We start from the raw sequence: 11,969 nt of genomic DNA, 5'->3' as shown, positions 1-11,969 counted from the left end.
GCGGGCGCGGGATTGGCCGGCTCACCATGCTGGCATTGATCGAAGCCGCCACCCGCGCCGGGTTCTGGAAGCTGCTTTCGCGGGTGTTTGTCGAGAATACCGCGAGCCGGGCGATGCTGGCGTCAGTCGGCTTTCGCGAGGTTGGCATTTACGAGAAGCATGCCCAGCTCGATGGGCGCTGGCGCGATGTAGTGGTTGTCGAGCGGTTGATTGCCGCCAATTTGGGTGGCGGGTAACACTGTCGCAACGGGCGCAGTCATTATTGTTGCACAATATTTGCACAGTTTTGATACAGTCTTAGCCAATCGAAAATCTTCTCATAATCTTCTCATAATCAAAGCCGCTTAGACTGCATACAGCGATGCAATGGCATCGTCAGCAATGCCTGCTCAGGAGGATGCTCTGTATGCGGTCTCTGCGGCTTTTGTTGATCGTGACGATTGTGACGCTGGCGCTGGCGGCTTGTGGCGCGAGCGGCGGCAACACCGGCGGGAACACCACCTCGAATGCCAATTCACCGGTCATTATCGCCTGGTTGCCTAACGAGTCGGGATCTGAACTGAAAGATGCCCGTGACGCGATCGGCGCGGTGGTGAGCGAAGTGCTTGGTCGCCCGGTCGAACATCGCACCACCACCGACTACTTGATCGCAGTGGAAGCGTTGGCCAACAATACCGCCCATCTTGGTTTCTTTGGCGCTGAGGCGTATGTGCAAGCGCACGATAAGAACAACAAGGTTGTGCCGCTTGTCATCCCTAGCGGTTCAGATGGCCGGCTGGACACGGCAGTCTACTATAGCTGGCTGGCGGTGGTGCGCGGCCAAGAGGGTAATTATCAAGAGAACGGCATCTATAAGATCGATAACATTCAGGGCAAGCGCTTTGCCTTTGTCTCGAGCAGCTCCACATCTGGCTTCCGCGTGCCGTCGGCAAGTATCATTAAGTACTTCAGCCAGCAAGAGAAGTGGAAGAACTTGACCACCGACGAGCTAATCGAAGGTGGCCCAAACAAGTTCTTCAGCGAAGTGCAGTTCGGCGGCTCGCATCAGGGGGCGGCGGTGGCCTTGTTGTCGGGTGCGGTTGATGTGGCTTCGTTCTGCGATGCCTGTGTCCAGAATTATGTCGAACTGGTATCGGGTGAAGAGAATAAGCCCGGTGCGGTCTACCGCGTGCTGAATAATGCCCCCGAACCATTCGATAAGTTCCCCGGTGCGGAGTTTGTGCTCATCTCGGCTACCCCGGTGATTAACGCACCGTTCGTCGTCAACAGCGGCATGCTGACCGCCGATGAGATCAAGCGGCTGCAAGACAAGCTGACCTCAGATGAAGTGGCGAATAATCCGCGCATCTTTGCCACCAAGACCGAGATCGACGCCGGCTTTAAGCCGCTCTTCCGCAAGACGAAGGACGAGCGCTTCCTTGTGGTTGATGACGCCTTCTTCAACCCGATCCGGGCAATACGTTAAACCAAGCCGAGAATAGCAGCAGTGGAGCTGTCGAATGATACCGCCAGCTCCGCTTTTGCAGGATGGAGTGCGGCAGGTTGACTGTCGCACTTCATAAGAGCGATTGCCTCCAATGGTTCAACCCCTGTGCGCACCTGCCACAGCAACGCACGATCAGAGGCCCATCACAGAAATGAGGTTGTATGAGCCTGCTCGAACTTGATCAAGTGACCAAGCGGTACGGCGCCGAGACGCTAGCGCTCGATTCGATCACCTTTTCGGTGCAACCCGGCGAGTTTGTCGCGATTATTGGCCCTTCCGGGGCGGGGAAGTCAACCCTGCTGCGCAGTATCAACCGCTTAATTGACATTACCAGCGGCGACATCCGGTTCGATGGCGTCAGTGTGCCGCAGTTGCGCGGCCCAACACTGCGCCGCCACCGCACCCAGATCGGGATGATCTTCCAACACTACAATCTCGTCAACCGGCTGAGCGTGATCGAGAATGTGTTGCATGGGCGGCTCGGCTATAAGAATACGTTCCAAGGCATACTTGGCCTCTACAGCGAGCAAGAGAAGCGCGAGGCGGTGCGCATTCTAGAAACGCTCGGCCTGAGTGAGCAGATGTACAAGCGCTGCGACCAGCTCAGCGGCGGCCAGAAGCAGCGGGTCGGCATCGCCCGCGCGCTGGTGCAGCAACCGAAGATGCTGCTCTGCGACGAGCCGATCGCTTCGCTTGACCCCAGCTCGGCCAAGGTGATCATGGACACCCTGCAAGAGATTAATCGTTCAACCGGGATTACGGTGCTGGTCAATCTGCATCAGGTTGATGTCGCGCTGCACTATGCCGAACGGATCATCGGCGTCAACCGGGGCCGGGTGATTTACGACGGGCCGCCGCACGCGCTGAGCAATGCCCAAATCTACCAAATCTACGGCTCGGAAGCGGGCGAACTGATCCTCGATCTGAAGGAGCGCTATGCAGCCTGATACTTTTTTTCGCCGTCGCCGGATTCAGTCTGCGCTCTTCTTTATCGCGATGGTGGCTATTACCTATGGCGGCATGGTGTTGACCCAATTCGATCTCGTGCAAGGGTTGAGCGTCATTCCGCGCGCGTTTGCCTGGGGCATCGCCAATTTCGTGCCTGACGAGCGGGCATGGGCGCGTTTGCCGCGCATTCTTGAGAAGCTGCAAGAGACGGTGCTGATTGCCGTAGCTTCCTCAACCATCGCCTCGATCTTTGGCTTGGTGTTGGCTTTGCTCGGCGCCAACACCACCCGCCCGCACCCGTGGTTTAGCCTGCCGGCCCGCGCTATTGCGAGCATCTTCCGCAACATTGATGTGTCGGTGTGGGCGCTGATCTTACTCTTTTCGTTCGGGCAAAGCGGCTTTACCGGCTTTTTTGCCCTCTTTTTCGTCACCTTCGGCTTCATCACCCGCGTGATGGTCGAAACCATTGATGAAGTAGGGATCGAGCCGGTCGAGGCGCTGCGCGCTACCGGCGCCGGCTACACTGCAATCATCAGCCAGAGCGTGATCCCGGCTTGTCTGCCGCAATTGATTAGCTGGGTGCTGTACATGATCGAAACTAATATCCGCAGCGCCACGCTGGTCGGCATTCTCACCGGCACTGGCGTTGGGTTTCTGTTCGACCTCTATTTCAAGAACTTTAGCTACGGTTCGGCCAGCCTTGTGGTGCTGGCAACGGTCGCTGTGGTCTTGCTGATTGAAACGGTATCGAACTATATCCGAAGGACGATCCTCTGATGGAGACAACGCTGCCTTCTGGCCAGATTCGAGTGCGCCCGCGCAGCCATGCCAATACAGTGTTGCAGGCGACGCTGATTGTGTTGGCGCTGCTGACCGTCTACGGTCTGATCACTATTGACACACGCAACATCAATGTCGTTACCGCCTTTGGCGACATGCTCAACACTTTTCGCGTCTTGCTGTTTGAAGCGCGGTTGAAAAATTTGAGCTGGCTTGATCTGTTTCGCGAGTTGATGATTACGGTTGCGCTTGGCCTGTTGACCACTGTCTTTGGCGCGATCATTGCCTTTTTCCTTGCCCTGCTCGCAGCTCAGAATCTGGCCCCGCGCCGGGTCAATGATGCGGTCAAGGTCGTTATGGCATTCATCCGCGCGGTGCCGACCGTGCTCTGGGTGCTGTTTTTCGCGGTCACTGCCGGTTTGGGCAGTGTAGCCGCCGTGATCGGGATGACGTTTCACTCGGTCGGCTATCTGGTGAAGGCTTATGCCGAAACCTTCGAGGAACTAGATGCTGGGGTGTTAGAGGCCTTGCGCGCCAGCGGGGCCAACTGGTGGCAGACGGTGTTTCAAGCGGTCGTGCCTTCGTCGGTATCGGCCCTGCTCTCGTGGACGTTCGTGCGGTTTGAGATTAACTTTTCGGTGGCGATTGCGATGGGAGCGACTGCCGGTGCCGGCGGGATCGGTTTTGACATGTTTATGGCCAGCGCCTTCTATCTCGATCTACGCGAGTTGGGCATCTTTACATACGCGGTGCTGATTTTTGCCATTCTGTTAGAATGGGGCGCAACCCGCTTGAAAGAGACGGTTGGCGTGAAGCGACCTGCGTAACGCCTATAGAAGCGCGAAGCTAGCGCAGAAAGAGATCAGATGCTCACGACCTCGCATATTCTGAGTTGCAGTCCGCCCCACCTCGTCTGCGCGTTGGCCGAGCAGGTGCTCGCGCGGTATGACCGCGATGCGGTGACGTTCATCAGCGGCCCGCGCTGCGTGCTGGTGCAGTTGCGCATGATCGAGGGCGTCGCCGAGACGGTCTTCAACGGCGGCGAGATTCTCGTCACCGAGACGCGGTTGGAATTGGCCGGCCAGTTTGGGTTTGGGATGGTGATCGGGCGCGACCCGGATCATGCGACAGCGTTGGCCGTGCTCGACGCGGCGCTGCGCATGCCGGGTGATCCGCACGCTGATTTGCGCCCGCGCATCGCCGAACTAGGGCAGGCGCTGAGCGCCGCTTATGAACGGCGTTTTGCCGCCGCCGCAGCGACGCGGGTGGAGTTCGAGACGTTTTGAACGGGAGGCGAATAGCCACGAAAAGACACAAAAAGCACATGTCGCCTGCACTCATCTCACCCCCTCCTCCATCGGGAGAAGGGCTAGGCACGGGGCCGAACACAAAGGCGCAAAGCGAGCCAAGGTGCAGAGGATTCATACGCAAAGATGCCAAGGACGCAGAGGGCGCAAAGGGTTTTGGGATAGGGTTCACCCTCGACGGTACCCCCTTCACCCAACGGGGGTGGGGGCCATTCCCATCCCAACTCGTGTACGCTGCGGGCCGCCGGCCCGCGCTCCTCGCGCTCCTCGCTCCTGATGACACATAATCTACTAAGAATCGCCTATGACCACCGTCGCTATACCACCCACACCGATCGAACGCTTTAACGGCCTTGCCTTCCGTGTGCTGCTCGATTGCTTAGCCCGCCCCGGTAAGGTAGGCCACTTGCCGCCACCGACCTTCGCCGATCTGCCGCCGCTGCCGGACGGCACGCTCCCCAATGTAACCGCCGTTGCCGCCGGTATGAGCCTGCTCGACCAGACGGTAAGCTTCGTCCATGCCACCGGAGAAGAATGGTTGCCGGTCGATCATCCGCTGACGCGCTGGATCGCCCTGCGCACTAACGCTCGTCCGGCAGAGCCTTCTGCCGCTGATTTCGCACTCTTGCACGACCCAGCCGGGACGGCGCTGTTTGGTGAACTCGCGGCGGGATCGTTGCTCTACCCCGAACGCAGTTGCACCGTCTTTCTCAGCGTACCGGAGATTGTGCTCAACGGTGAAACGCTGTGTCTGCGCGGGCCAGGGATTGCTACGACGGCCACGGTTGGTTTGCGCGGCGTGGCTCCGACCGAGCTGGCCACTATTGCATCACGGCCAAGCCAGTTTCCGCTAGGGATCGAACTGTTTCTGATCGATCAGCAGGGGCGGTGCTTGGGGTTGCCGCGCACAACGCAGATTGAGGTCATCTGAGGTATTTTTACCGCAGAGGGCACGGAGGACACAGAGGATGGGGAGCGAAAGTGTGAGCCACGACCTCCAACCATTCATGTCATGCGATAGATATAAGGAGCCGGTATGGGATACGTTGCGGTGCGCGGGGGCAGTGAAGCCGTTGCCCGCGCCGAAGAGTTAGTCGAGTGTTTGCGCTTGCTTGGCGGCAGCACGCCGCTGCAATTGCCGCAGATCCGCGACCAACTGCGCCACGCCGTGAGCCGGGCCATGCACGAGGGTGCGCTCTATGCACCGTTGCTGGCGGCGCTGGCAGTCAAGCAGGCTGAAGGCGATAGTATTGAAGCAGCGTTTTTGCTGCGCGCCTACCGCACCACCTTGCCGCGGGTGATGGCCTCGTTACCGGTGTCGGGGCGCGAGATGTTCTGTCTGCGCCGGATTTCGGCTTCGTTCAAAGATATTCCCGGCGGCCAGATGCTGGGGCCGGCCACCGATTACCTAATCCGCTTGTTGCAGCCGGCGCTGGCCCACGAAGACGTGCGGGCTGTGATTGCTGCCGCCGAACGCTACGCGGCGCTGGTTGAGGCTGGCAAACCCCAACCTGGCGCGTGGGGCCGCTTCCCCAAAGTGACCGAGTATATGCGGCAAGAGCAGATGATTGTGGATATGCCTGCCGAACCGGCGCACGAAGAGCCGTTTGACATTACCCGCGAACCGCTTACCTTCCCTTGCCCGCGCAGCGCCCGTCTGCAAGCGATGGCCCAAGCCGATACCGGCAGCCTGATGAGTCTGGCCTATAGCAGCACACGTGGCTACGGCGATGCTCACCCGACACTGGTCGAGCTACGCTACGGCTACCTGCCGGTGCAAGTCGCGCACCCGCTCACCGGCGAACCGGTCACGATTGGCGAAATTGAAGCGACCGAGGCTGAAATCGCCTCGAAGGCGCATAGCGTGACGAGTCACGCCGAACCGCCGCGCTTCAACGTCGGCTATGGCTTCGCCTTCGGCCAGAGTGAGCTCAAGGTGATGAGTATGGCCATTCTCGACAGCGTGTTAACGCAGGCCCGCGCCGGCAGCCTCGCCGGTGAGTCGGGGCCGGCAGCGGATGAAGAGTTCGTCTTGCTGCACACTGACGGGATCGAGGCCAGCGGCTTCGTCGCCCATTATAAGTTGCCGCATTACGTCACCTTTGCCGCCGACCTCAGCGTGCTGGATCGGGCGCGTGAACATCACGCCCAGCACCAGAGCCGGCTCGGCCAGTTGGTTGATCAGGTGCTCACCAGTGATTCACGCTAGGGTTGGGTTGTAGACATCCAAGGGTAACAAACCGCCGTGTTCCATGCTAAACAAGGACAGAGCACGCCATGAGCGAAACTTCCGATCAGCTTTACAATTTCGCCCTGCTCGATGAAGATGCCAAACGCGAGATCCGGCGCAAGCTGTTGAAGGCGGTCGCCATTCCCGGCCACCTTGTGCCGTTTGCTAGCCGCGATCTGCCGATTGCCCGCGGCTGGGGTACCGGCGGGTTGCAGATTACGCTGTCGATCATCACCCCAGACGATACGCTCAAGGTGATCGATCAAGGCGACGACGAGAGCGTCAATGCGGTCAATTTGCGCCGGCTGATCACCCGCACTACCGGCGTCACTACCACCACCGACACCGCTGCAGCGACGATCATCCAAACCCGCCACCGCATCCCCGAAGAGCCAATGCGAGCCGATCAGATTCTGGTCTTGCAGGTGCCGATGGCTGATCCGCTGCGCTGGGTGGAACCGAACCTCGAACGGGCCACGATCATGCACAGCGAAGCCGACTACGGCAAGATGTGGGTCTATATGTACGAGAGCGTGGTGCGAGCCGGTGATCTGCGCATCGCCAGCCAGTATCCGGTGATCGTCAACCGGCGCTACCTGATGGACACCACCCCCATCCCACGCTGGGATGTGCCGAAGCTGCACATGGCTGAAACCCTTTACCTGTTTGGGGCCGGGCGCGAGAAGCGCATCTACGCGGTGCCGCCCTACACTGTGGTCGAGCCGCTCCAGTTTGAGGATTACCCCTTCCGCACCGAGTACCGGCCCGGCCAGCGCTGCGCGCGTTGCGGGGCCGAACGCACCTTTCTCACCGAGCATTTCGTCAGCGATAGCAGCGGCGGACGGTGGGAAACTACCTGTTCCGACGCAGCGTACTGCGCGAAGCGCGTGGCGCAGATGGAGGCGACGGCATGATCGACGATTGGATTTTACGGGTCGAGCAGCTCTCGAAGCACTTTGGGCCAACCTGCCCTGATTGCCACCGCCTGACCGGCCCCGACACCGGTCGCTCGCAGTGCCCGCGCTGTGGGACGGTCTGGGCCTGTGTTGAGGCGAACTTGCAATTGAACGTAGGTGAAGTATTGGGCATCGTCGGCGAGAGCGGCAGCGGCAAGAGTACCCTATTGCAGATGATCTATCTGGCCTTGCGCCCCGACAGCGGCCACATCTGGTACCGCGACAACGGCGGGCCGCCGCGCGACCTCACCACCCTCGACCGCTACGAAGCGCGACTGTTCCGCAACACCAAACTCGGCATCGTTTACCAGCGCCCCGAACTGGGCTTAAATATGCGCTTTTCGGTAGGAGGCAACGTCGCCGAAAAGCTACTGCTGGCCGAATGGCGGCACTTTGGCCGAATCCGCGCCCGCACCGCCGAATTGATGGTCAAAACCGAACTGCCGCCGGAACGGATCGACGACGAACCACCGACCTTCAGCGGCGGCATGTTGCAGCGCGTGCAGATCGCCAAAGCACTCGCCAGCCGGCCCAGCCTATTGCTGCTCGATGAAATCACCAGCGGGCTCGATGTCTCGGTGCAGGCCCGCGTGCTCGACCTGCTGCGCCGGATTCAATGGGAAGACCGGATCACCATGCTACTGGTGTCACACGATCTCGGCGTGGTGCGCCAACTGGCCCGCCGCACGATTGTGATGAAGAACGGCCATGTTGTCGAAGCAGGGTTGACCGACCAAATCCTCGAAGACCCGCAGCATCCGTACACCCAACTGCTGGTCTCGTCGGCATTGTAATCAAGGCTACGCACTATGAGCCACCCACTGCTTGAAATTCGTAACCTGCATAAATCCTTCACCCTGCACCTGATCGACGGGCACGAAATCACGCCGGTGCGCAACGTAAACCTCAGCGTCGCTGCCGGCGAACACCTGCTCATCTACGGGCGCAGCGGCATGGGCAAGACCAGCATCCTCAAGTGCATCCACCGCACCTACCTGCCGACTTCCGGCCAGATCTGGTTTGACTCGCACCAATTTGGCCGCATCGACCTCAGCCGCGCTGCCGAGAGCGTCATCCTCAGCCTGCGCGAGCGCGAGATCGGCTTCTGCTCGCAATTCCTGCGCGTCCTGCCTCGTGTTTCGGCGCTCGATACCCTCTGCGAACCGCTCTATCGGCAGGGGATGGATCGCGCAACCGCGCAAGAGATTGGCCGGGAATGGCTGCAACGGCTCGGCATCTCGCCTGCGCTCTGGCAAGCCAGCCCGCTCACCTTCAGCGGCGGCGAACAACAACGGATCAATCTTGGGCGAGCCTTTATCGCTTGCCCGCGCCTGTTGCTGCTCGACGAGCCAACCGCCAGCCTCGACGAAGCGACCAAGCAGGTGGTGATTGCGATGATCCGGACCGCCCAATCCGAAGGCACCGCGATCATCAGCGTCTCGCACGACTTGGCCGGGCTAGGGGCGCACGCCACCCGGCAATGGACGTTCGCGTAGGGTGCGAGTACGATTGCGAGGGGGTGCGTTTGTCATTGCGAGGGCGCGCCAGCGCCCGAAGCAATCTCCCGCTGCGGTGCCTACGAACGCTGTACGGGATGTGTTGCTGGCATTGCGAGGGCGCGTAGGCATCCTGTATTGCAGGATGCCTTCCCCCGCAGCAATCGCCTCCTTCGGCGGAAAGGGGCCGCTCCCGTGCTCGTGGAGGATTGCTTCGCCGCCTCCGGCGGCACGCAAGGACAGTAGGAGAGCGGCGGCGCGCAAGGACAACAGAGGAGCGGCCGCGCGCAATGGCCTGCCAACACCGGCAATTCCATTATTCACGAACACATGATTACGAGGCAACCTATGCAGTATCTCTTCACCAACGCGACTGTTGTCTTGCCCGATCGAGTCGTTGAAGAGGGTTGGGTGGTGATCAACCAAGGTCGGATCGGGACGATTGGACGCGGCGTGCACCCGTATGCGGCAACGATGCCGCAGTTTGATCTCGACGGAGCGTATTTGTTGCCCGGCCTGATCGATCTGCACTGCGATGCGATCGAAAAGCTGGTACAACCCCGCCCGGGCGTTGAGATCGAAGCCGGGATCGCCCTCCACGCTGCCGACCGGCTCTTGCTAGGGTGCGGCGTGACCTGCCAATTCCACGCCTTATCGCTCGACGACGCCGAATTCGGTGTGCGCAGCGATCGCTTTGTCAGCGACTTCCTTCACCGGCTCAGCGCCGAACGGCACTGCGGCGCGCGCCATCTCGTGCATGCCCGGGTCGAGGTTAGCAGTGAGCGCGGCCTTGAGGCGCTGAAGACAATGCTGGGCCATCCCTTATTGCGGCTGGTCTCAATCATGGATCACAGTCCGGGGCAGGGGCAATATACCACCGAAGCTGCGTTTCGCCATTACGTCGCCAAGACCACTGGGCGCAGCGATGCCGAGATCGACGAATTATTGGCCCGCAAGCGAGCGGCGCAGAGCGATGTGCCCAACCGGATCCGGCAAGTGATTGCATGGGCGACGAAGTATGGCTTACCGGTCGCCAGCCACGATGACGACACACCTGAACGGGTGGCGCAGTGGGTGGAGTTGGGGGTGAAAATTGCCGAATTCCCCACCACCTTAGCCGCGGCCCAAGCGGCGCATGCCGCCGGGATGACGGTGGGGATGGGAGCGCCGAACGTGCTGCGCGGCAAGTCAAGCGGCGGCAACCTGAGCGCATTAACCGCGATCGAGGCCGGCGTCGTTGACTGGCTGTGCGCCGACTACTATCCGGCCTCTCTATTGCCAGTCATCTTCCGCCTCGCCGACCGCGGCACCCTTAGCTTGCCCGCCGCAGTGGCGCTGGTCAGCCATCACCCGGCCCGCGCCGCCGGCATCGGCCATTTGATCGGCAGCATCCAGCCGGGACTGATCGCCGACCTGATCGTCGTGCGCCGCATACCCGATCCGGTGGTGCAGCAGGTCTTTGTTGGCGGTAAACCGGTCTACACCCTCCAAAAACAAGACACACCTTTACCCGTTACTGTCCACTACCGGACGAATGAAGAATTGCTGCCCCCACACGATTATTGTTAGCAACGACCGGCGGAACAGCCACTCGGGGCCAATGGCAAAGAGAACGGCCAGCGGCACGCCGCTCAGCCAGCGGCCCCATTCGGGTGGCGGCTGGCCATCAACGGCAAACATGCCGAAATAGCGAATACTGTAGCCGTTAAAAATCCCGATCGCTTCGAGCGCCGCCACCGCCAGCCAAAAGATCAACGCCGAAGCGCCCCACCGCCGGGTGAGTGTACCGGTGGGCCAGAAGATGATCTCAAGCAGACTAGCCAATACATACACGGTACCCAGCACAAGGATGGTGATGTAACCGCTGCTCTGTAACGTCGAGATCATCCAGATCACAAACCGTTGAAAACCCTCGCTATGACCCAGTAGCCACTCAGTGATGAAGACATTGCTCTGAAACCACCACCAACCGGCAAGGGGGAGCACAACAAGGGCCAGAAGCAATTTCAGATATCGCATAGTCGTTCATTCATAAAGAGTAAAAATCAACCCAATTATCATTATAGGGGCAAGTTGCAGATTGCGCGGATACGAGGGCTGGGTCTGGCATACCACAGCCAAGGTGCCACCTTTTACCCATCCTGACCCCAGCGTTGCTTAGAGCCTAACCGGATGCTGTTATAATATAAAGAGACGTTGCAATGTAACGTCTTTGTTTATTTTTCCATGAGGTGAGTGCTGCCTATGTCTGCTATCACCGAAACGCTCGATCGCGTGTTTGACCGGCTGCTTTTGTTGCCGCCGCAGCCGGCGCTACCGGCCCCGCTCACAGAAACGGTTGATGAAACGCACGAAGAAGAGCTTGACGACGCACCGCCGGCGACGCCGGGCGAGCGCGCCTTCAGCATCTCGCTCTTCATCTCGGCCACGCGCTGCACCCTGCAATACGTGCTCTTGCCCATCGCGCTGCCCCTGATCGGCCTCACCACCGACATCTCTTTGCCGTTGGTCATTCTGCTCGATCTCTTAGCAATCACAATGTTGGTGCGCAGTTTGCGTTACTTCTGGCAAACCCGGCACCCGCGCCGGTTCGATATGTTGCCGCTTTCGTTGGTCATCCTGTTTATTATCTTCTTCTCGTTAGGCTTTGATATTTGGCAATTACTCACGTAACCATATCCCCTCCGGCTGCACTGTCGCCTGTCGGCAGCCTTTTCCCGCAAAGGAATGCCGGCAGGTATTTCTTTCGCGGCTGCAACGGAATGT

Annotated in this window: 14 protein-coding genes; 13 read left to right on the top strand and 1 reads right to left on the bottom strand. The window is 59.8% G+C overall.

Going from position 1 to position 11,969, the window contains the following annotated elements; translation table 11 throughout:
* The 12 genes from U9R61_RS15125 to U9R61_RS15070 all read left to right on the top strand — a co-directional run.
* Nucleotides 1–236 (top strand): GNAT family N-acetyltransferase (locus U9R61_RS15125; protein WP_416208857.1); only part of this gene is annotated, 236 nt, incomplete at its 5' end.
* 170 nt (nt 237–406) lie between these two features.
* Nucleotides 407–1,465 (top strand): phosphate/phosphite/phosphonate ABC transporter substrate-binding protein, encoded by a 1,059-nt coding sequence (gene phnD, locus U9R61_RS15120; protein WP_322489639.1) that lies wholly within the window; start codon nt 407–409, stop codon nt 1,463–1,465.
* Between the two features lie 182 nt (nt 1,466–1,647).
* Nucleotides 1,648–2,433, top strand: coding sequence for a phosphonate ABC transporter ATP-binding protein (phnC, locus tag U9R61_RS15115; RefSeq protein WP_322489638.1), 786 nt, complete (start codon nt 1,648–1,650; stop codon nt 2,431–2,433).
* The gene (phnE, locus tag U9R61_RS15110; RefSeq protein WP_322489637.1) at nt 2,423–3,211 is read left to right on the top strand and encodes a phosphonate ABC transporter, permease protein PhnE; all 789 of its coding nucleotides are present in this window, start codon (nt 2,423–2,425) and stop codon (nt 3,209–3,211) included. Before phnC ends, phnE begins: the two co-directional genes overlap by 11 nt.
* Nucleotides 3,211–4,041, top strand: a complete 831-nt coding sequence (locus U9R61_RS15105; RefSeq protein WP_322489636.1) for a PhnE/PtxC family ABC transporter permease — start codon at nt 3,211–3,213, stop codon at nt 4,039–4,041. Before phnE ends, U9R61_RS15105 begins: the two co-directional genes overlap by 1 nt.
* A gap of 39 nt (nt 4,042–4,080) precedes the next feature.
* The gene (phnG, locus tag U9R61_RS15100; RefSeq protein WP_015942198.1) at nt 4,081–4,500 is read left to right on the top strand and encodes a phosphonate C-P lyase system protein PhnG; all 420 of its coding nucleotides are present in this window, start codon (nt 4,081–4,083) and stop codon (nt 4,498–4,500) included.
* 325 nt (nt 4,501–4,825) lie between these two features.
* Nucleotides 4,826–5,452 (top strand): phosphonate C-P lyase system protein PhnH, encoded by a 627-nt coding sequence (phnH, locus tag U9R61_RS15095; RefSeq protein WP_322489635.1) that lies wholly within the window; start codon nt 4,826–4,828, stop codon nt 5,450–5,452.
* A gap of 105 nt (nt 5,453–5,557) precedes the next feature.
* On the top strand, nt 5,558–6,730 hold the full coding sequence (locus U9R61_RS15090; RefSeq protein WP_322489634.1) for a carbon-phosphorus lyase complex subunit PhnI: 1,173 nt from the start codon (nt 5,558–5,560) through the stop codon (nt 6,728–6,730).
* 68 nt (nt 6,731–6,798) lie between these two features.
* Nucleotides 6,799–7,665: an alpha-D-ribose 1-methylphosphonate 5-phosphate C-P-lyase PhnJ gene (locus tag U9R61_RS15085; RefSeq protein WP_322489633.1), complete on the top strand. Its 867-nt coding sequence runs from the start codon at nt 6,799–6,801 to the stop codon at nt 7,663–7,665.
* The gene (locus tag U9R61_RS15080; RefSeq protein ID WP_322489632.1) at nt 7,662–8,501 is read left to right on the top strand and encodes an ATP-binding cassette domain-containing protein; all 840 of its coding nucleotides are present in this window, start codon (nt 7,662–7,664) and stop codon (nt 8,499–8,501) included. The genes U9R61_RS15085 and U9R61_RS15080 overlap by 4 nt, the downstream gene beginning before the upstream one ends.
* Before the next feature lie 15 nt (nt 8,502–8,516).
* Nucleotides 8,517–9,203: a phosphonate C-P lyase system protein PhnL gene (locus U9R61_RS15075; RefSeq protein WP_322489631.1), complete on the top strand. Its 687-nt coding sequence runs from the start codon at nt 8,517–8,519 to the stop codon at nt 9,201–9,203.
* Between the two features lie 348 nt (nt 9,204–9,551).
* The gene (locus tag U9R61_RS15070) at nt 9,552–10,772 is read left to right on the top strand and encodes an alpha-D-ribose 1-methylphosphonate 5-triphosphate diphosphatase (RefSeq protein ID WP_322489630.1); all 1,221 of its coding nucleotides are present in this window, start codon (nt 9,552–9,554) and stop codon (nt 10,770–10,772) included.
* On the opposite strand, the gene U9R61_RS15065 is transcribed toward U9R61_RS15070, so the two are convergent.
* Complete coding sequence (locus U9R61_RS15065; RefSeq protein ID WP_322489629.1) at nt 10,710–11,222, bottom strand: hypothetical protein; 513 nt, start codon at nt 11,220–11,222, stop codon at nt 10,710–10,712. The two genes, U9R61_RS15070 and U9R61_RS15065, sit on opposite strands and share 63 nt — an antisense overlap.
* Nucleotides 11,223–11,447: 225 nt before the next feature.
* Between U9R61_RS15065 and U9R61_RS15060 the strand changes: the two genes are divergently transcribed.
* Nucleotides 11,448–11,876 carry a hypothetical protein gene (locus tag U9R61_RS15060; protein WP_322489628.1) on the top strand — a complete coding sequence of 143 codons (429 nt, stop codon included), beginning with the start codon at nt 11,448–11,450 and terminating at the stop codon, nt 11,874–11,876.
* The last annotated feature ends 93 nt before the right edge of the window (nt 11,877–11,969 follow it).

The organism is Chloroflexus sp. (assembly GCF_034431535.1).
Taxonomy (GTDB): Bacteria; Chloroflexota; Chloroflexia; order Chloroflexales; family Chloroflexaceae; genus Chloroflexus.
The sequence above is the reverse complement of the archived record's forward strand: the minus strand, read 5'-3'. Positions and strand labels throughout refer to the sequence as shown.